Below are 25468 nucleotides of genomic sequence, written 5' to 3'. Positions count from 1 at the left end.
GGAAAAGGGGGTCGCACCCTTATGGCGCGACCCCCTTACGCAGCCTTAATGGCAAGCGGTGTTGCCGGAATCACTGAACGTCCGGCCAGCTTCCGGGACGAACTCCCAATCGAAGCTGTTCGAGTGCAGCGTCAGCTTGAGTACCCCATAGGTGGTCGAGTTGCGCACCTCGCTGTTGGGCTGGATCGTGCCGAAGCCGTAGTGACTCGCGCCGCCCGTGCCGACCACGAAGCTCCGGATGCCCCGGGCCGTGTCGAGCTGGCCGCCCGGGTTCTGCGGGGCGAAGCGCTCGTACTGGTGGTTGTGCCCGGTCAGGATCACGTCGGCGTTGTGGTCGTACAGCGCCTGCGTGATCGGGCGCATCGCGGTTTTCGGGCCGTGGCTCGCGCCGGACGTCCACAGTGGCTGATGCCAGATCGCCGCGGTACACGGCCTGGTGCTCGCGGCCAGGTCGGCGCGCAGCCATCGCTCCTGAGCCGAGCCGGCCTGGCAGCCGCCGATCGCCGAGCAGTTCGAGTTGATGACGACGATGTGCCAGTTGCCGAGGTTGTAGGAGTAGTAACCCTTCGACGGGTCGCCGGCGCTCGCTCCGAAGTAGCCGTAGTACCCGGTCGCGCCACTCGTGTTGTAGTCGTGGTTGCCCGGCGCGGGGCGGGTCCTGGCCTTGTGCCGGCCCCAGCTCGGGCCGTAGCAGTTGCTGAACTCCGTGCTCGTGCCGTTGGTGTACACGTTGTCGCCAGCCGTGAACACGGTGCCCGGGATGCCGTCGAGCAGGTCGGCGGTCGCCTCGTCACCGGCCCCGCCGCACGTGGCGATGTCACCGGCGCCGACCAGCACCGGGTCACCGGGCGCCGGTGCCGTGCCGGTCGTGATCACGAGCTGCGGGGCGGTCGCGCCGGTCTCCCGCGAGTCGTAGTAAGCGCCGTCGGTGCTCGCGGACGTCGCGCCGAAGCTGAACGTGCCGTTGCCCCGCACGACCGAGCCGACGTTGATCTCGTACCAGGTGTTGCGCGACACCGAGCCGAGCGAGCCGACCGTGGCCCCGTCGATCGCCGGCTGGGCGTTCCACGTCACGCCACTCTCCGACCAGGACGTGTTCGTCATGGCCTTGAAGGTGCCGCCGGTGCCGGAGCCACCGTTGCTGATGTCGTCCACGTGGATGCGGAGCCTGGCCCCGGTCACCGGCTGGGTCAGGCCGGACACCGAGAACTTGACGAACACCCGCCGGACCGGCGAGTTGTCCACGCTCAGCTGCCCGGCCGTGCCGTAGTTGGCGGCCGGGGCGTCGTTGGACACGTACGTGTCGGCGGAAGAGGTGAACGTGGCCGTCGCGGCCGCTGCGGGCAGCTCCGCGACCGCCAGGCCGGCGGCGGCCAGTGCCACCACCGCGACGGTACCGAGGAGGGTTCTACGCATAGCCGTCAGGCTATGACTCCCATCGGCTCCTATCAGGCGTTTCCCGCGAAAGGCAGATGAAAACGGGCCACCCTCCACGTCAGAGGATGGCCCGCCTTCACAGAACGCCTAGTACCGGTAGTGCTCCGGCTTGTACGGGCCCTCGACCGGCACGCCCAGGTACTCGGCCTGCGGCTTGGTCAGCTCGGTCAGCTTCACGCCGAGCGCGGCCAGGTGCAGCCGGGCGACCTTCTCGTCGAGCTGCTTCGACAGGGTGTAGACCCCGATCGGGTACTCGTCGGTCTTCGTGAACAGCTCGATCTGCGCGATCGTCTGGTTCGCGAAGGAGTTGGACATGACGAAGCTCGGGTGCCCGGTCGCGTTGCCCAGGTTGAGCAGCCGGCCCTCGGACAGCACGATGATCTTCTTGCCGTCCGTGAAGGTCCAGGTGTGCACCTGCGGCTTGACCTCGTCCTTGACGACGCCCGGCACCTTGGCCAGGCCGGCCATGTCGATCTCGTTGTCGAAGTGGCCGATGTTGCCGACGATCGCCTGGTGCTTCATCCTCGTCATGTGCTCGGCGGTGATCACGTCGAAGCAGCCGGTCGTGGTGATGAAGATGTCGGCGGTCTCGACGACGTCCTCCAGCACGGTGACCTGGAAGCCGTCCATCGCGGCCTGGAGCGCGCAGATCGGGTCGACCTCGGTCACGATGACCCGGGCGCCCTGGCCGCGCAGCGACTCGGCGCAGCCCTTGCCCACGTCGCCGTACCCGCAGACGACGGCGACCTTGCCGCCGATCAGCACGTCGGTCGCCCGGTTCAGCCCGTCGATCAGCGAGTGGCGGCAGCCGTACTTGTTGTCGAACTTCGACTTGGTCACCGAGTCGTTGACGTTGATCGCCGGGAAGAGCAGCGAGCCGGTCTTCTGCATCTCGTACAGCCGGTGGACGCCGGTGGTGGTCTCCTCGGTCACGCCCTTGATCGCGGCCGCGATCGTCGTCCACTTCTTCGGGTCGCTCGCGAGCGTCCGCCGCAGCACGTCGAGGATGACCCGGTACTCCTCGGAGTCGCTGTCAGCGGTGGCCGGCACCGCGCCGGCCGCCTCGAACTCGACGCCCTTGTGGACGAGCAGCGTGGCGTCGCCACCGTCGTCGAGGATCATGTTCGGGCCCTGGCCGCCGGCGAACTCGAAGAGCCGCTCGGTGCACCACCAGTACTCCTCCAGCGTCTCGCCCTTCCAGGCGAACACGGGAACGCCGGCCGGGGCGTCTGCGGTGCCCTCCGGGCCGACCACGACGGCGGCGGCGGCGTGGTCCTGGGTGGAGAAGATGTTGCAGCTCACCCAGCGGACGTCGGCACCGAGCGCCACCAGGGTCTCGATCAGCACTGCGGTCTGCACCGTCATGTGCAGCGAACCAGCGATCCGGGCACCAGCCAGCGGCTGGGAAGCTGCGTACTCGCTGCGGATGGCCATCAGGCCGGGCATCTCGTGCTCGGCGAGCTGGATCTCCTTGCGGCCGAAGGCGGCCAGGGACAGATCGGCGACCTTGTGGTCACCCGGGGCGAGCGTCATCGGATTCTCCTCGTTCGCGCGGCTACGCAGGAGACCCAGCCTACCGGTAGCTGTGGTTGAGCGGTTCGCCCGGGAAGGGGATCGGACGGTCCGGGGCGTTGGCTACGTCCCGCAAAGCCCGGTCCGCCACATTCCGGAGGTATGCCCCGCGTTCGCCGAGGTCCGCGAAGACGTCCAGCTCACCGTCGCCGGCCCAGGTGAAGTAGTCCCGCACGGGCCAGTCCGACCGGGGCTGCTTGAGCGAACCGGCCACCTCCACCGCGTACTCCGTCTCCACCAGCTCACCAGCCGGGGTCTTCCACGTGGTGAAACCGGCGCAGGACACCACCCGGCGGATCTGCCAGCCGGTCTCCTCCGCGACCAGCCGGGCGATGGCCCCGACCATCGACTCGCCCGGATGCGGGAAACCAGTGATCACGTCGAGCGCGCCAGGGAACGCCGGATGATCGGCAAGCCTGCGCTGCAAGAAAGCCCGGCCAGCCGAGACTGCCACCACTCCGACCAGCAACGGCCGCGCCGTACCCTGCCGGAGATCGGGCAGCGGCACGCCGGGCTCGATCCAGAAGCCATCACGCACGGGTGAACCGTAGCTCGCTGAGCGCTGCGATGCCGCAAGCCCCGCGTGCCCTTTCGGACCACATCCCCGGCCACAACCCCGACGCGCCGGCGAACCACTCCCGCCCGCTGGGCGTGTCGCACTCCGGCACAGGTACAAAATCCAGCTCTTGATCTTGCCCTGGCTCTTGATCTGGCTCTTGATCTGGCTCTTGATCTAACGCGAGGTGGCCCGCTGAGAGCGAGGATGCGAAGGCGCCCAGGTTCCGGCATACCGGTGTTGTATGCCGGGTTCTGGGCAACGCGCGCATCGTCGCTCTCAGCGGGTCGGCACACCAAAGGAATGTGCGGAGCGGCTGGCGTACCAGCCGCTCCGCACTTCCCCCCGGTTTGATTTCCCCGCACGTCCCGAACCCCTCAGTCGTGACGGTGCGTACTTGAATAATCACACCCAGCACGGAGCGGCGTCAAGCACTGTCCTGAAAAAGTCCGTTTCATGATGATGATCAGGTCGTTAGCGACCCGGGAAAGCGCTGCGAGCGCTGGTTACGGGGCGACCGCGCCCTGGAAGAGCTCGCCCTGACCGGTGACCGTGACAGGACCCGTGCCGGCCGGGGCGAAGGCCGCCTCACCGGAACGCAGGAGCAGGCCGCCCGCCGTCACCTCGCCCGCCACGCACAGCAGGATGCGCGGCCCGGAGCCGGGCAGCTGGACGTCCGTGCCGTCGACCTGGGCGTGGCTCAGGGCGAACTCCCGCACCGGCAGCTCCCAGGCCCGCACGCCCGGCGCGAGCGTCACCGGCCGGACCATCGGGTCGAGCAGCGGCTCGTAGTTGAGCACCTCGAGCAGTTCCGGGACGTCCACCCGCTTCGGGGTCAGCCCGCCGCGCAGGGTGTTGTCGCTGGCGGCCAGGATCTCGACGCCGACGCCGCGCAGGTAGCAGTGCAGGTTGCCGGCGGGCATGAAGATCGCCTCGCCCCTGGCCAGGGTCACGTGGTTGAGCAGGAGGGCGACCAGCATGCCCCGGTCACCCGGGTACCGCTTGGCCAGGTCGGCGGCCAGGCTCTGCTGCGGCTCGGCCAGCCCGCCACGCAGCACCTCGTCCACCGTCCCGGCCGGGAAGCCGAAGATCAGGGTGAGCGCGCCGCGCAGGTCACCCGCGCGCAGCGCCGTGACGACCGGCGCGAGTACGGGGACGCCGGCCAGCAGCTCCGCCGTCACCCGGGGGTCGCGGAAGCCGCACAGCGTCTCGAACTCGTCGAGCGCGACGAGCAGCTCCGGCTTGTGCTGGTCGTCGACGTAGTTCACGTTGCCCGCGGCGAACTGGGCCGCGGCGCGGGCCGCGTCCGGGTGCGCCTGGAGGGACAGCGGCTCCTCGGCCGCGAGGACCTTGAGCAGGAACGGCAGCCGCGAGCCGAACTCGGCGGCCACCCGCTCGCCAAGGATCACTGCCGGGTCGGCGGCGATCACCTGGTCGAGCGGGCCGGCTTCCACTGTGGACGGATCAGCGGGATGTGCGCCCAGCCACAGCTCGGCCTCGGCGGCCGGGCTGGGCGAGGAGCGGCGCTGGAGCCTGGCCAGCGCCGTACGCGAACCCCATGCGTAGGGGCGGATCACCCCGGTGAGCCGTTCCACGGTCATGTGCGTCTATGCCTTCCCGGGGGTGGCCGAATAGATGTCCGGTTCGATGTAGATCGCGCGGGCGATGGGTACCGCCGCCCGGATCCTGGCCTCCACGGCGTTGATCCCCGCGGCGATCTGCTCGGCCGAGTCGGCGCGCCTGATGCCGACCTTCACCGCGACCAGCAGCTCCTCCGGACCCACGTGCAGGGTCTTCATGTGGATGATCCGCTCGACCTCGTCGCCGGCCGTGATCGCCTGTTCGATCGCCTTCTGGTGCTCGTCGGTCGCCGACTCGCCGATCAGGAGGCTCTTGGTCTCCACGGCCAGGACCACGGCCACCGCCACGAGCAGCAGGCCGATCGCCCCGGTGCCGATCGCGTCCCAGATCCCGTCGCCGGTGATCAGGGTCATGCTCACGCCGAACAGCGCCAGGACCAGGCCGACCAGGGCCGCGAAGTCCTCCAGCAGGATGACCGGCAGCTCCGGCACCCGGGCCCGCCGGACGAACTCCTTCCAGGAGGCCTTGCCCCGGATCTTGTTCGACTCCAGGATCGCCGTCCGGAACGACAGGCTCTCCAGGATGATGGCGACCGACAGCACCGTCACCGGCACCCACTGCCAGCTGTGGATCCCGTCACGTTCGTGGAACTTGTGGTACGCCTCGTACAGCGCGAACAGGCCGCCGACGCTGAAGAGGACGATCGACACGATGAACGCGTAGATGTAGCGCTCCCGGCCGTAGCCGAAGGGGTGCTGAGGGGTGGCCGCGCGCTGCGACCGCTTGCCTCCGAACAGCAGCAGTACCTGGTTGCCGGAGTCAGCGACCGAGTGGATCGCCTCGGCGAGCATCGACGAGGAGCTGGTCAGCCCCCAGGCGATGAACTTGGTGACGGCGATGCCCAGGTTGGCCGCGAGCGCGGCGACGACGGCCTTGGTGCCGCCTTCCGCGCTCACGCCTTGCTCCCAACCGGTACGGCCAGCGAGAGGGTCATGTAGCCGAGAGCTCCTTCATCTCCGAGACCGCCGGAACGGCCAGCGGGTCGAGTCCATGTGCGAGACCGAGGTAGATCGAGGCGAAGTCCGGCACCGCGACCAGTGAGGCCAGCCGCTCCAGCGGAGAGCCTCCCTCGGCGGTCAGCACCGTACACCGCACGCCACGCCGTTCGGCCAGTGCCACCACCGCGTCGGCCCGGCGCTCGTCGATGACCGGGGTCTCGGAGGCGCCGTCCTCGGTGTCGAGCCCGCCGTCGCGGAGCAGGACGATCCGCAGCCGGGTCGGGTCGGTGTCCTCCGGGACCGGGTCGGCGAAAATGTCCCTTTCCGACTCGGCCAGGTTACCGAACACGCCGTCCAGCAGGCCCACCCGGCCGCGGTTGGCCTCCAGCAGCGAGTCGGCCACCGCCGGGTACCTGGCGTTGGCGGCCAGCACGTCGGCGAACCGGCGCGCGCCGGCCGTGGCCAGGGCGGAGGAGCCCCAGATGATCGGCACCGAGTTGGCCAGGTCCAGCGCGAGCGACTTGGCCGGATTGGTGAACGACTCGGCGCTCGGCCGGTTGCGCTCGGCCTCCATGTCGAGCCGGGCAGCCGTCTCGGCGAAGTCGGCCTCCGCCAGCCTGACCAGGCCCAGCGCCCGGCCGGCCAGCAGCACGGGCACCGTCAGCGCCCACAGGCTGACCATCGCGGGGCCACGGCGCGGTACGGGGATGAACGGTGCCCTGGCCCGCTCCGCGACAGCCTGGAGCTCGCTGTCCGGCGCGCCGACCGCGACGAGCCGGGCCCCTCGCCGGGCAGCCGCGTCGGCTGCGGCCAGCGCCTCGGGACTCCGGCCGGACGCGGACACCGCGATCACGACGTCGGCGGCGTTCATCCAGCCGGGCGCGCCACCGTGGGAGAGGATCGGCACGGGACAGCGCGGGCCGGCCACTGTGGACAGCACGTCGCAGGTACGGGCGGCGGTGCCGACTCCGGCCACCACGACGGTACGCGGGCGGCCTTCCTCGGCGAGCCCGCTCAGGTCGACGTCGTTGGCGAGGGCCGACACCTCACGGAGCTGGGCTCCGGCGCCGGCGACCGCGCGCAGGATGCCGCTGTGGTCGGCTGCGGCCAGGGCCTCGGCGTCGTCCAGCAGCGCCTCGTCGACGTGCCGGTGGCCGCGGATGCCAGCCGTGCCGTCGAGCGGGTTCACGACCGCTCCGCGTCACCGGAGGCGGGCAGGGTCGCCTCGTCGAGCAGCAGGACGGGGATGCCGTCCCGGATGGGGAAGATCCGGCCGCACTCGGTGCAGGTCAGCGTCCCGGCGGCCGCGTCGTGGCTGAGCGGGGCGTGGTGGGTGTCCGGGCAGGCGAGGATCTCGAGCAACTGGGCGTCGATCGTCATTGCTGGGCTCCTTAAGCTGCTTTCGGGGACTAACCGCGGATGCCTGGTCGGGACTAACCGCGAATGATGGCCAGGGCCTCGTCGCGGACCTCGGCCATCCGTTCGGCCGTCGGTGCTTCGACGTTCAGCCGCAGGAGCGGCTCGGTGTTCGAGGGGCGGACGTTGAGCCAGGCGCCGTCGGCGAAGGTGATCGTCAGTCCGTCCAGGGTGTCCTGCTCCGCCTTGTGGTACACGGACACGAGCTGCGCGATCTTGCCGGCCGCGTCGGCGACCGTCGAGTTGATCTCGCCGGAGGACACGTAGCGCTCGTACTCCCGGCCCAGCTCGGCCAGCGGCACCTCGGACTCGCCGAGCGCCGCGAGGACGTGCATGGCGGCCAGCATGCCGGTGTCGGCACCCCAGAAGCTCCGGAAGTAGTAGTGCGCGGAGTGCTCGCCGCCGAAGACGGCACCGCTGCGGGCCATCTCCTCCTTGATGAAGGAGTGCCCGACCCGGGTACGGACCGGGATGCCGCCCCGTTCCGAGACGATCTCCGGCACGGCCTTCGACGTGATCAGGTTGTGGATGATCGTGGCGCCGGGGTTCTTGGCCAGCTCGCGGGAGGCGACCAGCGCGGTGACCGCCGACGGGGACACCGGGTCGCCAAAGCCGTCGATCACGAAGCAGCGGTCGGCGTCGCCGTCGAAGGCCAGGCCGATGTCGGCACCGGTCTCGCGGACCTTCGCCTGGAGGTCGACCAGGTTGGCGGGCTCCAGCGGGTTGGCCTCGTGGTTGGGGAACGTGCCGTCCAGCTCGAAGTACATCGGGACGAGGTCGATCGGCAGGCCGGAGCCCTCGCCCAGCACGGCGGGGACGGTGTGCCCTGCCATGCCGTTTCCGGCGTCCACGACGACCTTCAGCGGCCGGATCCTCGACAGGTCGACCAGGTTGCGCAGGTGGGCGGCGTAGTCGGCGAGCAGGTCCTGCTGGCGGACCTCGCCGCTGCGGCCGTGCAGCTGCGGGTACTCGCCACTGTCCAGGATGGCCTGCGCGGCGTCCCGGATCGCCCGGAGCCCGCTGTCCTGCCCGATCGGCTTTGCGCCGGACCGGCACATCTTCAGCCCGTTGTACTGGGCCGGATTGTGACTCGCCGTGAGCATGACCCCCGGCAGGCCGAGGAAGCCGGAGCCGAAGTACAGCTCGTCGGTGGAACACAGGCCGGCGTCCACGACGTCGACCCCGAGCGCGGTGGCGCCGAGCGCGAAGGCCGCGGCCAGCTCGGGCGACGACGGGCGCATGTCGTACCCGACGATGATCTGGTGCACCGGGGCGTCAGCGGCCAGCACCTGCACGAACGCCGCGCCGAGTGCCCGGGCGACCTCCGGGTTGAGCTGGTCGGGTACGGTCCCCCGGACGTCGTACGCCTTGACGATGCTGGCCAGATCCGACACCGCGAGTGCTCCCATCAGGGTCAGCGAGAATTTCAGGGTCAGCGGGAATTACACCGAATGGGCAGCCTACCCGAGGGCACCCAGGACAAGGACGCGCTGCTCCGTGTAGTCCTCCATCGCGCTGCGCACCCCCTCCCGTCCCGTGCCGGAGGCCTTCTGCCCGCCGTAGGGCATCTGGTCGGCGCGGAAGCTCGGCACGTCTCCGACGATCACGCCGCCGACCCGCAGGGCGCGGTGCGCGGCGAAGGCCGTCGGCAGGTCACGGGTGAACACGCCGGCCTGGAGCCCGAAGGCCGAGTCGTTGACCATGCCGAACGCCTCGTCCACGGTGTCGAAGGCCTGCACGGTGAGCACCGGCCCGAAAACCTCCTCGGTGAGGACCTCCGCCGCCGGGTCCGGGTTGGCGATCACGGTCGGCTCGACGAGCCTGCCGTCCCGCCCGCCGCCGGCCAGGATCTCGCCGCCGGACTTCGCGACCCAGCCGCTGATCCGCTCCGCCGCGGCGTCGTTGATGACCGGGCCGACGTCCTCGGCGAGGTCCAGGGCGGCGATCTCCGCCTTGAGCAGGGGTACGAAATCGTCGAAGACCGATCTGGCGACCAGCACGCGCTGGACGGCGATGCAGGACTGACCGGCCTGGTAGTTGCTGAACAGCGCGATCCGCTGCGCGGCGAACTCCAGGTCGGTCCAGTCGGGACAGACGACGGCCGCGGCGTTGCCGCCCAGCTCCAGCGTCACGTGCTTGCGCGGCACCGCCTCGGCGATCGACCAGCCCACCGGCACGGAACCGGTGAAGGACACGACCGGCAGCCGGAGGTCGGCGACCAGCGGCTCCATCCGGTCGTTCGGGACAGGGAGCACAGACCAGGCGCCTTCGGGCAGCTCGGTCTCCGCGAGGATGCCGCCGAGCAGCAGCGCGGACAGCGGGGTGGCCGGGGCTGGCTTGACAATGATCGGCGCGCCGACAGCCAGGGCGGGCGCGACCTTGTGCGCGACCAGGTTCAGCGGGAAGTTGAAGGGCGCGATGCCCAGCACGGGGCCGCGCGGGAAGCGCCGGATCAGCGCGGCCCTGCCGGTCGCGTTCGGATCGGTGTCGAGCCGCTGGAACTCCCCGCCGAACCGGCGCGCCTCCTCGGCGGCCCACCGGAAGGTGGAAATCGCGCGACTTGTCTCGACCCGTGCCCACTTGATCGGTTTGCCGTTCTCGGCGGAGATCAGCGCGGCGACCTCCTCGGCCCGCTCAGCGAGCCGCCGCGAGACGTGATCGAGCGCTGCGGCACGCGCGTGGGCGGGCAGGGCGGCATATTCGTCGGCCACCGCCGCAGCGGCAGCCACCGCCGCTTCGACCTGATCCTCATCTGGTACGCCGGCGCGGCCGACGAGCCTTCCGTCCCCGGGGCTGAACACGTCCAGGGTTCCGGCGGTGACGGCCCGCCGGCCAGCCACGAAGCAGTAGGCGTCCACGGTTCCATTCTCCCCCGGGGCTAGCGCAGCGGTACGCCGCCCGGTCGTTCCAGGGCCGCCCACAGGGCCAGGGAGTCCGGGTCGGTACCGATCTGCCCCTCTTCCTCCAGCTGGTAACTCTCCAGAAAGGACCGGAGCGGACCGGCCGCGATGGCATCCGGCGACGTGTGGAACTCCGGCGCGCTGTGCAGGACCATGAGCAGCAGCCCCGGTACCCGGCTGTGTCCCGGCCCGAGCGCCGGCTGGAAGTACGGCAGGTCGAGCGCCCGCGCGCCCCGGCGCCGGTAGAAGCGCAGCCGCGCCTCCGGGTTGCCGTGGGACTCGTTCCCACTGTGGACGGCCGGGTCCTCGACCTCGGCGAGGATCACGCACGGCTCGTACCCGGACCGCCAGGCCTCCAGCGCGTCGTCCAGGATCCTTCCGCCGAGCCCGCCGCCCCGTACCCCCGGCCGGATCGCCAGGAACGACAGCAGGAGCACGCGGGTGTCCGGATCCCAGTCCCCCACCGCGCCGCCCAGTACCTGCCCGCCGGCGTCGACGGCCAGCCGGACCAGCCGTCCCGGGTCGTTCAGGCCCTCCACAGTGCCCAGCTCGTCCGGCGGGAACGACGGCGCGAGTACCTCGTGGAAGAACTGGTCGATGAGCCGGTCAGGCCCGCGCACGGCGATGATCTCCATCCGCCCAGTCTGCCTGGGTGTGGGACCCCTCATGCTGCTATAGCAGCATGAGGGGTCCCACGATCTTCAGTACCGGAACATCCTCACCAGTGCCCGGACGCAGCCGGCGCCTCCCAGGGCCAGTGTGCCCAGTGACCAGCGCACCGACTCGGCGTGGCTGAGCCAGGCCGCGTCCTGGAGCACCTGGATCACGCCGCTCAGGCTGCCGGCTCCGAACACCCACGCGAAGGCCTCGACCACGATCCGCTGCCGGTTGTCCCGCCGGGCTGCGGCCTCGCGGGTCCGCTGCTCGTGGACGCGGGCCAGCGCGTCGATCACGGCCTCCGCCCGGCCGCTGCTGGCCTGGTCGAGCTGTTCGTGCAGGTCGGCCCGCAGCCGGTTGACCCCGGTCGCCTCGGCCAGCCGGTCGAGGATCTCGCGCTGCACCTCGGTGCTGACCAGGGTCGGGCCGAACAGGTGCATGAGGAGGGACTGGGCCTCGGCGACCAGCCGCTGCAGGACGAGCTGCTGGTTCTGGATCTCGCGGAGGTTCGCGGCCACCCCGTCCTGACGGCCGGTCGCCACGGCGAGTTCGGCCTGGTCCATCGCCTCGACGAGCTTTCTGCGGTACTCGGCGATCCTGCCGCGCCACGCTCCGATCAGCCCCTCCAGCGAGGCCGTGAACTCCGCCATCGTCTCCAGCGGAGTGATCATGAACGTGGGCGTGCCGAGCATCACCAGCACCGTCGTGTTCAGGGTCGCCATCACGTGCTCACTGGCCAGTGTCAGGCCGTGCAGCGCGTTCCGGGTGGCCGAGGGGCTGTAGCGGGACCATTCGGCGAGGGCGTACGTCGCCTCCGGTACCGGGTGGCACAGCACCGGCCACCCCACCGCGTGCCGCAGCTCGCCGACGCCGCCGGCTCTCACCCGAGGGGCGTCCGCACCCGGCCCCGCGGCCAGCGAGGCGTCCCACACCGACACCACGACGTGGAACAGGTCGGGGCGGGCCTGGACCACGACCCGGCTCAGCGGGCGGCCGGCCTGCTCCAGCGGGTCCCGGAGCTGCGGATCGTCGGCGATCGCGAGCACGAGGCGCTGACCGAGGTGACGGAGGATGGCGCCGACGTGCCCGGCCAGGTTCACCGGCTCGCCGACACCGGTGAGCGTCTCCAGCCCGTGCTCGGGGGCCGCGCGGTGCAGGTACTCGTAGAGGTCCGGGGGCCGGGCACCGTTCAGCGCTGTCTCGACCCGCAGGTAGTGGTTGCCGAGATTCGAGAAGCGCAGCTCCACGCGGAACGGGCCGCGGGCCTTGCCGTCGGCGGTCGTGACGATCAGGTCCGGTAGCTCCAGGACCAGGCCGTCGTACCGCCTGCGCGTCGCGCCCTCCCAGGTGTCGTCGATCGGCAGGAAGTCCCGCATCCACCGCACGGGCTGCCCGGCCAGCGTCCAGCCCCGGCCGTGGCGGCGGGCGGCCTGCACCACGAGGGCGTCGGGCGCGCCGCGCACCGCGAACGGGTACACATAAACGATCTTGCCCTGCTCGACGACCAGCCACTCCTCCCCGGCCGCGTCGGCGAGGCGCTGGAGGCTCCGCCGGTGGGCACGGAGCTCACTCGTGTCCGCCGTCTGGTTCACGGCGTCACTGCCCTCGGCCTCCCGGAGCACCTCGATGGCCCGGCGCAGCTTCGGCAGGGCCGCCCGGCCGCTCACCTCGTAGCCGGCCACGGCGCGGGCAGCGGCGACGACGCCCCGGTAGTAGGCGGTCCTCGCGGTCGCGAGCCTGCCCAGGTACCTGGCGATCGGGGGGCAGATCGACGCCAGCGCCGTGGCGTCGGCCTGGGCCCGCCTGGCGACCACGAGCACCTGCTCGGCCGGCCGGACGCACGCCATCGGGGCCGCGCATATCAGCGCCCGCTCGACCTCGATCTCGTACCGCAGCGAGTCGAGCTGGCGCAGCACGGCCGGCGTGATCTCGTCGGCGACCCGGACAGCGCGCTGGGCGGCCGTGATGACGGTGAGGATGCGGTCGTGGTGGTAGCTGCGCTCCAGGGCCTCCGCGCACACGGCGGCGATGTAGAGCGTGAGGACCACGTTGCCGCCTGGGATGGCCGCCGCCGCGTGCACAGCCCTGGCCACCCAGTTGTCGACGTGGGTGTCGGTGTGCCGGGCGCCGCCGGTCCGGCCGACCGCCTCGGCCTTGATCGTGCTCCACTGTGGCATCCGGTCGAGCCGGGCCGGCTCGAGCCCGTGCCGATCGAGCCAGTCCCGCAGGGGCCGAGGGTCGCCGGTGTCACCGACATACGCCTCCACCGCGTCGAGCCACCCGTTCTCCACAGTGGCCAGTGTATCGACGAACACCACTCAAGCCCACGATCAATTGATCATGAAATCCTAGGCGTACGCAGCACAAACAGCAGTTGAACTAGCTCTTAGCTCTTAGCTCTTCGCCCTTGATCTAACCCGAAGTGGCCCGGTGTGGGCGGGGCTGGCAAGCATAGAGAACGCCCGCATACCGGTGTTGTATGCGGACGTTCTCCATGCGCAGTCCAGCGTCGTCCACACCGGGTCCAAACGGTCAAGAAGGGGGGATGACGCGTAGGTGCCCTCGGCGGCCGACGCCACGGCCCGCAGGCTCACTGGGCTCCGGCAGGGGAAGCGGGAGGGTCTGCTGCTCGCCGCGCCCGGCCTCCCTGACCGCCTCGGCCAGCGCGACCAGGTCGTCGCTGGTCGGCGGGGGAAGCTCGAAGTCGCCCTCGTGCCGGACCAGATCCCAGCCCCGTGGCGCGGTGAGGCTCCGGGCATGCTGCTCGCACAGGTCGTAGGAGTGCGGCTCCGCGACGCCAGAAAGCGGCCCGACCACGGCCGTCGAGTCGGCGTACACGTAGGTCAGCGTGGCCACCGCCTGATTGCGGCAGCCATTACGGGAGCAACGCCGTGGTGACCTCACGGCGGCACGGTACTACCCCTTCTGGCTCCCGTCATCCCCAAACCGGCACGACACGCCGACCCGGCGGTATCACTCACGCGCAACGGGGTAGCGGCGCGCCGGATTCCGCCGAGTTGATCATGGATTGGGCGCCCGGGTGACGCCGGCGGCTCGATACGCCAAGATCTGCGCGTGACCGGCTAGTGTAGGGCTCGTGACGAGCCCGCCGCCGACCAACAGCACACCGCGCGCACCCCGGCACCACCGGGATCGGCGGGGCCGAGGCCTGAGGGGCCGCCTGGTGCCGGCCTCCGTGCCGCTGTTCCGGACCCGGCGGGACATCTTCGACGATCTCATCCTGGACGCCGTCGAGGGGCTGGAACGGCGCTGGGCTGACGAGCTGGCGAATGTCGAGTTCGCGGTGGAGGACGTGCCGCCGGATCTGAACGTCTACGACACCGACGTCCTGGAGGACGGCGAGGTGCCGCTGGCACGGCTGCTGCCGGGCCGGCCGGGACGGCAGCCGGTGCCGCCCCGGATCGTGCTGTACCGCCGCCCGCTGGAGTTCCGGGCCGTCGACCGGGAAGACCTCGCGGACCTGATCAGCAACGTGGTCATCGAGCAGCTGGCGAATCTGCTGGGCGTCGACCCCGAAGAGCTGAACTGAAGCCTCATACCGCCTTGCGCTTGAGCTTGCGGCGCTCGCGTTCCGACAGACCCCCCCAGATCCCGAAACGCTCGTCCTTCGACAGTGCGTACTCCAGGCAGTCGGACTTGACCTCGCAGCGCGAGCAGATCCGCTTGGCCTCCCTGGTCGAGCCGCCCTTTTCCGGGAAGAACGCCTCCGGATCGGTCTGGGCGCAGAGCGCGTGCTCCTGCCACTCCGGTGCGTCCCCCAGGAGGTCCGTCATGACCTCTTGGTCCTCCATCAGCGTGCCCCCTTCTCGGCCCCGGCCGGTCCCAGCCGGTGCGTACCCCCCACGCGGGTGGCCTGTTGTGTAGTTGATCCTATTCGCTGCGTTTATCCCGGATCACAATTGAGTGTCCCCTGAGAAATTACACGCGTGTAATGCGTGCGTCGTCAAGCCGAACCTGATAAATAGGCCCAACTTCCGGGGTACCAGAAAAGGGGCGAATCAATTCCGGGCACAGTGCAGCCCGGACGATGGGATGAACGAAGCGGCCGCCGATCCGTTACGGCCCGCCATACGGAAGTTTTCGCACAGTGAGCACGCCGAGCACAATGGCTCCCGGAAAATCAGCCGGGAACCCCGGCAGATCAGGCCGCCGGCGTCCCGTAGAGGGTCGTCCGCTGACGAGCCCGGCGCCCGGCCAGCTCGGCGATCCCGTGCAACTGGGCGACGGTACGCGCCGAGCCGTGCGAGGAGCCGGCCATCCGGCTGATCGTCTCCTCCATCAGCGTCCCGCCGAGGTCGTTGCACCCGCCGTTCAGCAGGGCCGCCGTGCCCTCGTCACCGAGCTTCACCCACGAGCACTGGATGTTGGCGATCCGGCCGTGCAGGAGCAGGCGTGCCATCGCGTGCACGGCACGGTTGTCGCGGGTCGTCGGGCCGGGCCTGGCGATGCCTGCCAGGTACAGGGGTGCGTTGGCGTGCACGAAAGGCAGCGCGACGAACTCGGTGAAGCCACCCGTCCGGTCCTGGATGCCCGCCAGCACGCGGAAGTGGCCGAGCCAGTGGCCGGGGTGGTCGACGTGGCCGTACATCATGGTGCATGAGCTACGGATGCCCAGCTCGTGCGCCGTCGAAACCACGTCTACCCACGCCGAGGTGGGTAACTTGCCCTTCGTGAGGACCCAGCGGACCTCGTCGTCGAGGATCTCGGCTGCCGTGCCGGGGATGGTGTCGAGGCCGGCGTCCTTGAGGGAGCCCAGCCAGTCCCGGATGGACACCCCGGCCTTCGAGGCGGCCGTGACGATCTCCATCGGGGAGAAGGCGTGCACGTGCATGCCAGGTACCTTGACCTTGATCGCGGCGACCAGCTCCGCGTACACCGAGTTCGGCAGCTTGGGGTCGATCCCGCCCTGGAGACAGACCTCGGTCGCGCCGTCGAGCTTCGCCTCCAGCGCCCGCTCGGCGACCTCGGCGACGCTGAGCCGGTACGCGTCGGCGTCCCGCTCCCGCTGGGCGAAGGCGCAGAACCGGCAGCCGACGTAGCAGACGTTCGAGAAGTTGATGTTGCGGTTGATCACGTACGTGACGTCGTCGCCGACCGTGTCCCGCCGGACGTCGTCGGCGATCCGGCACAGCTCGTCGAGCGCCGGCCCGTCAGCCGTGAACAGCGCGAGAGCCAGGTCGTCGTGGTCGAGCAGCGCCGCCGGGTCGGTACCGGCCAGATCCAGCGCCTTCCGCAGGTCCCCGCCGGCCGACAGCTCGCCACCGGCGTGGGCAGCCACGGTCGCCCAGTCCCCGTACACGTCGTCGAAGTCGGAACGGCGGTCACCCGTCCGGCCCTCGGTGTCCACAGCGGAGTGCAGGTCGGTCCGGCCCGCCGACTCCCAGCCGCCGTCCGGCTCCTGCCAGGCGAGCCCCGCCGGGTACGCCTCCGGGTCCGCGAGGCCACTCGGGAGGGCGAGCGCGGCCACGTGCCCGCCGAGGCGCGGGTCGAGCCACCCCTCCCTGATGTACGGCGGGTAGATCGTGAGCCGCTCGGTGAGCGTGAAACCGGCGTCGGCCGACCGGGCGGCCAGCTCGTCGAGGTGTGGCCAGGGCCGCTCAGGGTTCACGTGGTCCGGCGTGAGCGGCGAGACGCCACCCCAGTCGTCGATCCCGGCCGCGAGCAGCAGGGAGAACTCGTCACCGATCAGGTTCGGCGGGGCCTGGATGCGCGCCTGCGGGCCGAGCACGAGCCGGGCGACGGCCACGGCGGCCGCCAGCTCCTCCGCCTCGGCGTCCGGCATGCCGCGCATCGCCGTGTCGGGCTTGGCGCGGAAGTTCTGCACGATGACTTCCTGGATGTGCCCGTACTCGCGCGCGATCCGGCGGATGGCGAACAGCGACTCGGCCCGCTCCGCCAGATCCTCGCCGATGCCGATCAGGATGCCGGTCGTGAACGGGACCCCGACCCGGCCAGCGTCCTCCAGCACCCGCAGCCGCACGGCGGGCTCCTTGTCCGGCGAACCGTAGTGCGGGCCACCGGGCTCCGACCACAGCCGCGTCGCCGTGGTTTCCAGCATCATGCCCATGCTGGGCGCCACGGGCTTCAGCCGCTGCAGATCAGCCCAGGAGAGCACGCCGGGGTTGAGGTGCGGCAGGAGACCAGTCTCTTCCAGTACCGCGATGGCGCAGGCCCGGACGTAGTCGATCGTCGAGTCGTACCCGCGCTCGTCCAGCCAGACCCTGGCGGCATCCCAGCGGTCCTCCGGCCGGTCGCCCAGCGTGAAGAGCGCTTCCTTGCAGCCCAGCGCGGCGCCCGACCGGGCGATGGCCAGCACCTCGTCCTTCTCCAGGAACGGGGCGGGCAGCCGGTGCGGCACCGTGGCGAACGTGCAGTAGTGACAGCGGTCCCGGCAGAGCCGGGTCAACGGGATGAAGACCTTCTTCGAGTACGTGACGACACCCGGCCGCCCGGCCGCGAGCAGCCCGGCGTCGCGGACCTGTCCGGCGGCTGCCAGCAGCTCCCCCAGCGCCTCGCCACGGGCCCCCAGCAGCACGGCGGCCTCTGCCTGATCGATGGCCCGGCCGTCCCGGACCCGGCGCAGCGCCCGCCGCATCCCGTCACTCATCACCCCGCCACCTTACTCCCGAGTAAAGAAGGCCCAGAATCTTGGGTTTGATCTTGGTCTAAGGCGAGGTGGCCCGCTGGGGGCGGATCTGGCAAGCGAAACGGCTTCCCTCGTACCGGTGTTGTACGTGGGAAGCCGTTTCGCGCAGTCCGGATTCGTTCTCAGCGGGTCGGCACAACCTACTGCTGGTGGTGCTGGCCGCCCTGGGGGTTCTGGGGGCTCTGGCCCGGCGGGAGCAGCTGGGTGTGCTGCTCCGGCTGCTGCGGGTTGAACACGCCGCCGGGCGGCGTGGCCTGCGGGTCCGGCTGGGCCGGGGCCGCTGGCCAGGCCGAGGTCGGCGGCTGCTGCGGGTTGTAGCCCTGCTGGGCCGGCGGGGCCGACGACGGGCTCGGCGGGGCCGAGGTGGGCGCCGCGTAGCTGGCGAACGGCGAGCTGCCGGCCGGCGGGGTCTGCGGGGCCTGTGGCTGGCCCTGCGGGGTGAAGATCTGCGTGGACTGGCCGTACTGGCCCGGCTGCGGCTGCTGGGCCTGCTGCGGCTGGCCGTACGGCTGCTGGGCACCGTAGCCCGGCTGCTGCGGCTGGCCGTAGGGCTGCTGCAGGGCCTGCTGCTGGGCCGGGGCGGCCTGCTGCTGGTAACCCTGCTGCTGCGGCTGGCCGTACGGCTGCTGCGGGGCGTAGCCGCCCTGCTGCGGCTGCGCATACTGCTGGGCGTAGCCCGGGTACTGGGCCTGGGCCGGAGCGGCGGGCTTCGGCACCACGTACACGCCGGAGTACACCCGGAACACGAGGAACGCCGCGAACCCGAGCAGCGCCAGCGACGCGAGCCGGCCGAAGACCTGGTAGATCACCGAGAGCGTGTCGCCCACCGTGGTCCCGGTGACCTCGCTGTACGACCCGGAGACGTCGAGCGCGTGGATCGTGCCGAGCACCAGGGTGATCAGGCCGAACAGCAGCGCCACCGCGTACTCGATCAGGGCGACGAGCGTGACGACCTTCGCGTTCTCTGTGACGGGCTTGACGTGCGTGGCGATCAGCACGGCCACGAACGGCAGCGCGATGACCAGCAGCGACACGAAGTCACCGAAGCCGCTGAACGCCCGGCTGGTGAAGGTGTCCGCCCAGCCTTCCGTGACGACCAGGAGCCCGAAGACGCCCAGCAAGAGGTGTAGGCCAGCGACCGCGAGCAGCACGAGAGCTGCGATCTGCCGGTAGGGCTTGGTGACTTCTGCTGCCGACTTCTCTTCGGCTGCGGTCGGGGTGGACACAGCGCCTCCTCCAGAGTTTGCTGCCGCCGAGCCTAGTAGGCCCGCGCCAGGGGCGATAGCCGGTACGCAAGGATGCCTACCATGCGGATTGCGGTATTGGCTGGGGGGATCGGCGGGGCGAGGTTCCTGCTCGGGGTGCGTGCCTGGGCTGCGGCCCACGACGCGGAGGTAACCGCGATCGTCAATGTCGGCGACGACGTGACCATGCACGGCCTGCGGATCTGCCCCGATCTCGACTCCATCATGTACACGCTGGGTGGCGGCAACGACACCGAACGCGGCTGGGGCCGGGCCGGCGAGAGCTGGCGGGTCAAGGAGGAGCTGGCGGCGTACGGCGCGGGTCCCGACTGGTTCGGCCTCGGTGACAAGGACATCGCCACGCACCTCGTCCGGACCAGGATGCTCACGGCCGGCGTGCCGCTGTCGGCCGTCACCGCCCGGCTGAACGAGCGCTGGCAGCCCGGCGTCACCATGCTCCCCGCGACCGACCAGCGGGTCGAGACGCATGCCATCTGCTCAGGTCAGGCCGTGCATTTCCAGGAGTGGTGGATCCGGCACCGCGCCGAGATCCCGACCGAGAGCTTCGTGTTCACAGGTGCCGCGGAGGCCAGGCCGGCCCCCGGTGTACTCGATGCCCTGGCGAGTGCCGATGTGATCCTGGTCGCACCGTCCAACCCAGTCGTGTCGATTGCCCCGATCCTGGCGGTACCGGGGATTCGTGAGGCCCTGCGCGGCCGGCGGGTCGTCGGCATCTCCCCCATCATCGGCGGCAGCCCGGTACGCGGCATGGCCGACAAGTGCCTCGCCGTGCTGGGTGTGCCGGTCACGGCGGAGGCGGTCGGCGGGCTCTACGCGGACTTCCTGACGGCCTGGCTGATCGACTCGGGCGACACCGCCTCGATCGAGGGCGTGAAGGTGGTCAACGCTCCCCTGTGGATGACGGACGAGGCCGCGACGGTCGCGATGGTGGAGGCTGCGGTCCGATGCTAGAGATCCTGCCAGTCACAGGGATCGGTGACGTCACACCGGACGCCGACCTCGCCGCGCTCATCGGTGACGCGGCCCCCTGGCTGGCGGACGGGGACATCCTCGTCGTGACCAGCAAGATTGTCAGCAAGGCCGAGGGGCGGCTCGTCCAGGTGCCACTGGACGGCCCCGAGCGCGAGGCGATCAAGGCCGAGATCCTGGCCGCGGAGACGGCCCGGATGGTCGCCCGGCGCGCCAAGATCAAGATCGTGCAGACGCACCACGGCTTCGTGATGAACAACGCCGGCATCGACGAGTCCAACGTGGACAGATCGACGATGGTACTGCTGCCGCAGGACCCGGACGCCTCAGCCCGCGCCCTCCGGGCCGGCCTGGCGAAGCGCGGGCTGGACGTCGCCGTGGTCGTCACGGACACGATGGGGCGGCCGTGGCGCAACGGGCTGGCCGACTTCGCGATCGGCTCGGCCGGCATCCACCCGCTCCGCGACCACCGGGGCGAGACCGACGCGTACGGCAACGAGCTGCACGTGACCCAGATGGCGGTCGCCGACGAGCTGGCCGCAGCCGCCGAGCTGGTCAAGGGCAAGGTCGACCAGGTACCGGTGGCCGTCGTCAGAGGACTGTCATACACCGACGGGCCTGGCGTCACCGAGGTGCTGGTCAGGGACGCCGAACACGACCTGTTCCGCCTCGGTACCGGGGAGGCACAGCGCTCGGCAGTGACTGCCCGGCGCTCACACCGTACCTTCAGAAAAGAAGAGCCGGTGCCGCACGACCTGATCCGGCAGGCGGTGAGTGACGCACTGACCGCGCCGGCCCCGCACCACTCCACACCCTGGCGTTACGTGCTGGTCAGTGAGCGGCGCCAGGCCCTGCTGACCGCGATGCGTGAGGCCTGGGCCGCCGACCTGGCGGGCGACGGCTTCACGCCGGAGCAGATCGAACGCCGGCTGCGGCGCGGCGACCTGCTCTGGGAAGCCCCCGAGCTGGTCGTGCCCTGCCTGGTCATGGACGCCGCGCACACCTACCCCGACGCGCGCCGGTCCGACGCCGAGCGGACCATGTTCCACGTCGCGATGGGCGCCGGCGTGCAGAGCCTGCTGATCAGCCTCGCCGCGCAGGGCCTCGGCTCGTGCTGGGTATCCTCGACGATGTTCTGCGCCGACGTCGTCCGCACCGTGCTGGACCTGCCGGCTGACTGGCACCCGATGGGCTCCGTCGCGATCGGATACCCGGCGGAGGCCGCCAGCCCCCGCCCGGCCCGCGACCCCGAGGAATACCTGGTGACCCGATGAGCCTCTACGAAGACGCCCTCGACGCCTACCGCGCCCTGGAGGCGAAGGAGACGCTGGAGCTGCTCGAAGCCGGGCCGGTCGCCCTGACCCGCGAGCACGTACCGGGTCACGTCACCGCCTCAGCGCTGATCCTGTCCCACGACCTGAGCCAGGTACTGCTGTGCCTGCACGGCAAGTTCAAGACCTGGTGCCAGCTCGGCGGCCACTGCGAACCCGGTGACCGTACGCTCGCCGGGGCCGCACTCCGCGAGGCCACCGAGGAGAGCGGCATCGAGGGCCTGCGGCTCCTGCCCGGCCCGATCCACTGGGACATCCACCCGGTCAGCTGCCAGGGCGGCTCCTACCACCACGACATCCGCTACGCCGTGATCGCCCCGCCCGGCGCGGTCGCGGTGTGCAGCGACGAGTCGGACCAGCTCGCCTGGTTCCCGGTGGACGCACTGCCCACCCCGCTGACCAGCTCGACCGAATGCCTGGTGGAACCGGCGATCCGGAAAGCCAGGGATCTCGAGGGCTAGGGCCTGTCCTAGAAGCGGGGTGTGATCGCCGCCAGGTCCACTGTGATCGGGAACGGGAGTGGCACGGTGAGCTGATCGGTGAACACGCCCGCCTCCCGGTAGGCACCCTCTGACAGGGTCAGCACGCGGACGAACGGGCGGCGGTCCTCCCCGCGCTCGACGAGCCACATGTGCGGGATGCCGACCTGGGCATACAGCGCCTTCTTCGTCGCGCGATCCCGGTCCTCGGACTCCGGCGAAACCGTCTCCACCGCGAGCAGCACGTCGGAGGGCATGACGACGGAGCGGTCAGGATCGGCGATGAACGGCTCCACCCGGGTGACGATCAGGTCGGGCTCCGGCCGGGTCTTGGGGCCGATGGCCAGGCTCTTCTCGTGCGTGACGTGCAGGTCCTCTGGGCAGAGGGCTGACAGCGCGTTGAGCAGCAGCCGGTTCAGGGTGGAATGCCACTCGTTCTGAGGGGTCACGTAGACAACTCCGTCGATCAGGTCGACGCGCCCAGGCGGAAGGTCCCTCAGATACTCCGCGAACCACTCACCAGGCGGATGCCTGTGCCACCAGGGCACTGCCGTTGAACCTGACATGGGATCTCTGCCTTTGCTGGTGAGTTGCCGGTGCGACAAGGCTAGAGGAGAACCGGACGCTGTCTGGGTGCGCAGCGGCGGATGACGCCGATGCCGATGCTACGCGGTCCGGACACAGGCCCCAGAAAGCGTGTTAGCCCCATGATCGCCGTTTCTAGCGCGAAAGTAGCTCTTTTTGGCCCGCATAGCCGCTAGATCGACGATCAAGGAGCAATACGCCGCGAAAAATCGTGTCATGCAGAAACCCGACAGTCGTCTCCCTGACAGCAAGGCGGCTACTGGGAGGGCACGCATGATTCTCACGACGCACGAAGCCGACGGACTGCACGCGATCACCGGCTTGTGCCTGCACGACGAGGGCGCCGACGAAGGCGACGGGCTCTGCACGTACTGGATGGTCCCCGGCGAGACCTATGTCCTCCGCCACGACGGGACGAGCTGGACGGTCACCGGGGGCGGCTGGTCGGAGCCGGGGCACACCTACCGGCTGACCGGCGGCCTGCCCCTGGACCCGGCCCGCGACTACCTGCTCAGCCGGGGCGGAGCTGGCTGGGTCACACGTATTGGCCGCTGCCCCGCTCCTTGAGCTCGTCGACGAGCTGCTTGACCTCCTGGGTACGGTCACGCGGGCAGACGAGCACGGCATCCGCGGTGTCCACGACCACCATGTTCTCCGCGCCGATCACGGCGATCAGCCGCCCGCCGGCCGGCACGAGGACGGAGTTACGGACATCGCGGGTGACGACCTCGCCGCCGAGCTGGAGATTCCCGTTCTCGTCGCAGGGCAGGGACTCGGCGAGCGAGTGGAAGTCGCCGACGTCGCTCCAGCCGAAGTCGCCGGGCACGGTGGCGACCCGGCCAGCTGCGGCCGCACCCTCCATCACGGCGTAGTCGATCGAGATCTTCTCGAGCTGCGGCCACAGCCCGGCGAACGTGTCGTCGCGGGCCGGCTCGTCCCACACCTCGGCGATCCGGCTCAGGCCCTCGTGCAGGGCCGGCTTCTGCCTGGCCAGCTCGGCGAGGAAGTCGGCGGCCCGGAAGACGAACATCCCGGCGTTCCACAGGTACTCGCCGGAGTCGGTGTACGCGACAGCCACGTCGTACGGCGGCTTCTCCTTGAACTCCTCGACCATGCTGGCCTTGCCGCCGATGGCCGGCCCGACCTTGAGGTGGCCGAACGCCGGCTCCGGGCGGGTCGGGGTGATGCCGATCGTGACCAGGTACCCCTGCTCGGCGCTGTGCACCGCGGCCTGCACGACCGACCGGAACTTGTCCTCGTCCTTGATCAGGTGGTCGGCGGAGAAGACGGCCATCACGGCCGACGGATCGCGCTGGGCGATCACGGCCGCCGCGAGGCCCACCGCGGCGCAGGAGTCCCGGGGCGAGGGCTCGACCAGGATGTTGCCCTCCGGGACGGCAGGCAGCTGCCGGGCGACCAGCACGGCGTGCGAGGCACCGGTCACGACGTAGGTCCGGCTCATCGGGGCGAGCGGAGCCGACCGGTCGACGGTCGCCTGGAGCAGCGAGCGGTCGGTACCGGTCAGGGCGTGCAGGAACTTCGGGTGGCCAGCACGGGACAGCGGCCACAGCCGGGTGCCAGCACCGCCGGCCAGGATCACCGAGTACACCATCTGGCCATTATTGACGCCCGGGTTCCGGATCGTGCCACCCGCCCCTGGCCGGGACGCCGATATGCGCAGGCCAGGGGGTGTATCTGCCAGGTTGGGGCTTCGGAGTGTCCGGCCGGAACCCGGCTCAGGAGGCGACGCGGTTCCAGGCGGCGAGGTGCACCTCGGCGCTGGACGCCCAGGTGAACTCCTTCGCCCGGAGCTGCCCGGCCGCGGACAGCCGCTTCCTGCGGTCCGGGTCGTCCAGCAGTGCCGCCAGGTCGGTGCCGATGACGGCGGCCTCTTCTCCCGTGTACGCGACGGCCTCCCCGCCCACCTCCGGCAGCGACAGCCGGGGCGTGGTCAGCACGGGAGCCCCGCACGCCATCGCCTCCAGGATCGGCAGGCCGAAGCCCTCGCCGTGCGAGGGGTAGGCGGCGACGATCGCCCCGCCCAGGTACCCGGGGAGGTCCGCGTACCGCAGATACCCCGGGCGGAGCAGCCGCAGGTGCGCCGGGACCTCGGCGGCCGCCCGGTCGATCTCGTCGTCGTGGCCGGAGCCGCCGGCGATCACCAGGGCCGGCGGGTCGGTACGCCCGGAGACGGCGGCCACCCAGCCACGGATCAGGTTCGGCACGTTCTTCCGGGGCTCCTTGGCGCCGAGGAAGGCCACGTACTGCGTGCCGCCCAGCCCCAGCCGGGCGCGCACCCTGGCCTGCTCGTCGGCGGGCGGCGGGTAGAAGGCCGTGGTGTCGACGCCGTGGTAGGCGACGTCGATCCGGGTCGGGTCGGCGTCCAGCAGCCGGATCAGCTCGTCGCGGGTGGCCTTGCTGGGCACGATGACCCTGGCCGCCCTGCGCATCGAGGTCTTGATCGCGCTGCGGAAGAACGTCCGCCGGGACTTGTCGTAGTGCTCCGGCTCGGTGAAGAACGTCGCGTCGTGCACCGTGACCGTGACCGGGCAGGGCGCGCGCAGCGGGCAGGTGTAGAACGGCGCGTGCAGGACCTGCGCCCTGACCTGCTGTGCGAGCAGCGGCAGGCCGGTCTGCTCCCAGGCGAGCCTGGCTGGCCGGTGGTTGACGGCCGAGGGGGCTGCGATGATCTCGGCCTTCGGCAGCAGCCGGGCGTAACGCTCGGTGTCGCTGCGCTGGCTCACCACCGCGAGCTCGGCGTCGAGGCCTGCCAGCGCACCCAGCAGGCCGTCGAGATACCTGCCGACCCCGCCCCGGTCGGCCGGGACGCTGGTCGCGTCGACGAGAACCCTGGGCACAACACCCTCCTTCGCGTGGGGTAACGCCCCGAGCCTACGCCCGTTTCGCCCCCGGCTTCAGGATGCGGGATGGCCCGTCGCCAACTCGACATCTTCTTGTGCCTCGCAGGCCACCGGTGGCTGCCCTGGCGGACCCGCGCGGATGAGCCCGCGCGGGTACCACTATGGACCAGGGCGTGTCCTGCCGGTCTTGCCGA

Annotated in this window: 23 protein-coding genes; 5 read left to right on the top strand and 18 right to left on the bottom strand. The window is 70.6% G+C overall.

Annotated features, from left to right (window positions below; all coding sequences use genetic code 11):
* Positions 1–45: 45 nt before the first annotated feature.
* The 12 genes from A3G1_RS0103320 to A3G1_RS0103265 form a co-directional block, all read right to left on the bottom strand.
* A complete protein-coding gene (locus tag A3G1_RS0103320; protein WP_018348045.1) occupies positions 46–1416 on the bottom strand; it encodes a CBM96 family carbohydrate-binding protein in 1371 nt (456 codons plus the stop codon).
* A 108-nt stretch (positions 1417–1524) separates the two neighbouring features.
* Complete coding sequence (ahcY, locus tag A3G1_RS0103315) at positions 1525–2970, bottom strand: adenosylhomocysteinase (protein WP_018348044.1); 1446 nt, start codon at positions 2968–2970, stop codon at positions 1525–1527.
* Positions 2971–3010: 40 nt separating this feature from the next.
* Positions 3011–3547: an NUDIX domain-containing protein gene (locus A3G1_RS38050; RefSeq protein ID WP_018348043.1), complete on the bottom strand. Its 537-nt coding sequence runs from the start codon at positions 3545–3547 to the stop codon at positions 3011–3013.
* Between the two features lie 524 nt (positions 3548–4071).
* Complete coding sequence (gene manA / locus A3G1_RS0103305; protein ID WP_026211773.1) at positions 4072–5160, bottom strand: mannose-6-phosphate isomerase, class I; 1089 nt, start codon at positions 5158–5160, stop codon at positions 4072–4074.
* A gap of 12 nt (positions 5161–5172) precedes the next feature.
* Complete coding sequence (locus A3G1_RS0103300; RefSeq protein ID WP_018348041.1) at positions 5173–6102, bottom strand: cation diffusion facilitator family transporter; 930 nt, start codon at positions 6100–6102, stop codon at positions 5173–5175.
* 34 nt (positions 6103–6136) lie between these two features.
* Positions 6137–7333: an SIS domain-containing protein gene (locus tag A3G1_RS0103295; protein WP_018348040.1), complete on the bottom strand. Its 1197-nt coding sequence runs from the start codon at positions 7331–7333 to the stop codon at positions 6137–6139.
* Positions 7330–7524 (bottom strand): Trm112 family protein, encoded by a 195-nt coding sequence (locus A3G1_RS0103290; RefSeq protein WP_018348039.1) that lies wholly within the window; start codon positions 7522–7524, stop codon positions 7330–7332. The genes A3G1_RS0103295 and A3G1_RS0103290 overlap by 4 nt, the downstream gene beginning before the upstream one ends.
* Before the next feature lie 53 nt (positions 7525–7577).
* The gene (locus tag A3G1_RS0103285) at positions 7578–8954 is read right to left on the bottom strand and encodes a phosphomannomutase/phosphoglucomutase (RefSeq protein ID WP_040477536.1); all 1377 of its coding nucleotides are present in this window, start codon (positions 8952–8954) and stop codon (positions 7578–7580) included.
* A gap of 66 nt (positions 8955–9020) precedes the next feature.
* A complete protein-coding gene (locus A3G1_RS0103280; protein ID WP_018348037.1) occupies positions 9021–10418 on the bottom strand; it encodes an aldehyde dehydrogenase family protein in 1398 nt (465 codons plus the stop codon).
* A gap of 20 nt (positions 10419–10438) precedes the next feature.
* Positions 10439–11095 carry a GNAT family N-acetyltransferase gene (locus A3G1_RS32905; protein WP_018348036.1) on the bottom strand — a complete coding sequence of 219 codons (657 nt, stop codon included), beginning with the start codon at positions 11093–11095 and terminating at the stop codon, positions 10439–10441.
* 66 nt (positions 11096–11161) lie between these two features.
* Positions 11162–13432, bottom strand: a complete 2271-nt coding sequence (locus A3G1_RS0103270) for a hypothetical protein (protein WP_026211771.1) — start codon at positions 13430–13432, stop codon at positions 11162–11164.
* 217 nt (positions 13433–13649) lie between these two features.
* Positions 13650–14021 carry a DUF3499 domain-containing protein gene (locus A3G1_RS0103265; RefSeq protein ID WP_026211770.1) on the bottom strand — a complete coding sequence of 124 codons (372 nt, stop codon included), beginning with the start codon at positions 14019–14021 and terminating at the stop codon, positions 13650–13652.
* Positions 14022–14301: 280 nt separating this feature from the next.
* Here A3G1_RS0103265 and A3G1_RS0103260 point away from each other — a divergent pair, with 280 nt between their 5' ends.
* Positions 14302–14667 carry a metallopeptidase family protein gene (locus A3G1_RS0103260; protein WP_018348033.1) on the top strand — a complete coding sequence of 122 codons (366 nt, stop codon included), beginning with the start codon at positions 14302–14304 and terminating at the stop codon, positions 14665–14667.
* A gap of 4 nt (positions 14668–14671) precedes the next feature.
* On the opposite strand, the gene A3G1_RS0103255 is transcribed toward A3G1_RS0103260, so the two are convergent.
* The 3 genes from A3G1_RS0103255 to A3G1_RS0103245 form a co-directional block, all read right to left on the bottom strand.
* Complete coding sequence (locus tag A3G1_RS0103255) at positions 14672–14929, bottom strand: WhiB family transcriptional regulator (protein ID WP_026211768.1); 258 nt, start codon at positions 14927–14929, stop codon at positions 14672–14674.
* Between the two features lie 350 nt (positions 14930–15279).
* Entirely contained in the window at positions 15280–17745 is a 2466-nt protein-coding gene (locus A3G1_RS0103250; protein WP_026211767.1) for a bifunctional FO biosynthesis protein CofGH, read from the bottom strand.
* A gap of 179 nt (positions 17746–17924) precedes the next feature.
* Positions 17925–19010 (bottom strand): hypothetical protein, encoded by a 1086-nt coding sequence (locus A3G1_RS0103245; protein WP_018348030.1) that lies wholly within the window; start codon positions 19008–19010, stop codon positions 17925–17927.
* A gap of 81 nt (positions 19011–19091) precedes the next feature.
* On the opposite strand from A3G1_RS0103245, the gene cofD reads away from it, so the two are divergent.
* The 3 genes from cofD to A3G1_RS0103230 are packed head-to-tail and all read left to right on the top strand — an operon-like array spanning position 19092 to position 21810.
* The gene (gene cofD, locus A3G1_RS0103240) at positions 19092–20000 is read left to right on the top strand and encodes a 2-phospho-L-lactate transferase (protein ID WP_211216203.1); all 909 of its coding nucleotides are present in this window, start codon (positions 19092–19094) and stop codon (positions 19998–20000) included.
* Positions 19994–21292: a coenzyme F420-0:L-glutamate ligase gene (locus tag A3G1_RS0103235; protein WP_018348028.1), complete on the top strand. Its 1299-nt coding sequence runs from the start codon at positions 19994–19996 to the stop codon at positions 21290–21292. The genes cofD and A3G1_RS0103235 overlap by 7 nt, the downstream gene beginning before the upstream one ends.
* A complete protein-coding gene (locus A3G1_RS0103230) occupies positions 21289–21810 on the top strand; it encodes an NUDIX hydrolase (RefSeq protein ID WP_018348027.1) in 522 nt (173 codons plus the stop codon). Before A3G1_RS0103235 ends, A3G1_RS0103230 begins: the two co-directional genes overlap by 4 nt.
* Positions 21811–21818: 8 nt before the next feature.
* On the opposite strand, the gene A3G1_RS0103225 is transcribed toward A3G1_RS0103230, so the two are convergent.
* A complete protein-coding gene (locus tag A3G1_RS0103225) occupies positions 21819–22394 on the bottom strand; it encodes a Uma2 family endonuclease (RefSeq protein ID WP_026211764.1) in 576 nt (191 codons plus the stop codon).
* Between the two features lie 292 nt (positions 22395–22686).
* Between A3G1_RS0103225 and A3G1_RS0103220 the strand changes: the two genes are divergently transcribed.
* Positions 22687–22980, top strand: a complete 294-nt coding sequence (locus A3G1_RS0103220; RefSeq protein WP_018348025.1) for a hypothetical protein — start codon at positions 22687–22689, stop codon at positions 22978–22980.
* Here A3G1_RS0103220 and A3G1_RS0103215 read toward each other — a convergent pair.
* Both A3G1_RS0103215 and A3G1_RS0103210 read right to left on the bottom strand, forming a co-directional pair.
* Positions 22949–24025, bottom strand: a complete 1077-nt coding sequence (locus tag A3G1_RS0103215) for a mannose-1-phosphate guanylyltransferase (protein ID WP_018348024.1) — start codon at positions 24023–24025, stop codon at positions 22949–22951. The two genes, A3G1_RS0103220 and A3G1_RS0103215, sit on opposite strands and share 32 nt — an antisense overlap.
* 124 nt (positions 24026–24149) lie before the next feature.
* Entirely contained in the window at positions 24150–25271 is a 1122-nt protein-coding gene (locus A3G1_RS0103210) for a glycosyltransferase family 4 protein (RefSeq protein ID WP_018348023.1), read from the bottom strand.
* Between the last annotated feature and the right edge of the window lie 197 nt (positions 25272–25468).

Origin of the sequence: Longispora albida DSM 44784 (genome assembly GCF_000379825.1) — a bacterium.
GTDB classification, from domain to species: Bacteria; Actinomycetota; Actinomycetes; order Mycobacteriales; family Micromonosporaceae; genus Longispora; species Longispora albida.
This window is presented reverse-complemented; position numbering and strand designations above follow the sequence as displayed.

Excerpts from the sequence above, each read along its gene's own strand:
- A3G1_RS0103215 (WP_018348024.1), bottom strand. The coding sequence starts at position 24,025 with ATGGTGTACTCGGTGATCCTGGCCGGCGGTGCTGGCACCCGGCTGTGG.
- A3G1_RS0103250 (WP_026211767.1), bottom strand. The coding sequence starts at position 17,745 with ATGAGTGACGGGATGCGGCGGGCGCTGCGCCGGGTCCGGGACGGCCGG.
- A3G1_RS32905 (WP_018348036.1), bottom strand. The coding sequence starts at position 11,095 with ATGGAGATCATCGCCGTGCGCGGGCCTGACCGGCTCATCGACCAGTTC.
- A3G1_RS0103225 (WP_026211764.1), bottom strand. The coding sequence starts at position 22,394 with ATGTCAGGTTCAACGGCAGTGCCCTGGTGGCACAGGCATCCGCCTGGT.
- A3G1_RS0103320 (WP_018348045.1), bottom strand. The coding sequence starts at position 1,416 with ATGCGTAGAACCCTCCTCGGTACCGTCGCGGTGGTGGCACTGGCCGCC.
- A3G1_RS0103235 (WP_018348028.1), top strand. The coding sequence starts at position 19,994 with ATGCTAGAGATCCTGCCAGTCACAGGGATCGGTGACGTCACACCGGAC.
- ahcY (WP_018348044.1), bottom strand. The coding sequence starts at position 2,970 with ATGACGCTCGCCCCGGGTGACCACAAGGTCGCCGATCTGTCCCTGGCC.
- A3G1_RS0103255 (WP_026211768.1), bottom strand. The coding sequence starts at position 14,929 with ATGGAGGACCAAGAGGTCATGACGGACCTCCTGGGGGACGCACCGGAG.
- A3G1_RS0103220 (WP_018348025.1), top strand. The coding sequence starts at position 22,687 with ATGATTCTCACGACGCACGAAGCCGACGGACTGCACGCGATCACCGGC.
- A3G1_RS0103230 (WP_018348027.1), top strand. The coding sequence starts at position 21,289 with ATGAGCCTCTACGAAGACGCCCTCGACGCCTACCGCGCCCTGGAGGCG.
- A3G1_RS0103290 (WP_018348039.1), bottom strand. The coding sequence starts at position 7,524 with ATGACGATCGACGCCCAGTTGCTCGAGATCCTCGCCTGCCCGGACACC.
- cofD (WP_211216203.1), top strand. The coding sequence starts at position 19,092 with ATGCGGATTGCGGTATTGGCTGGGGGGATCGGCGGGGCGAGGTTCCTG.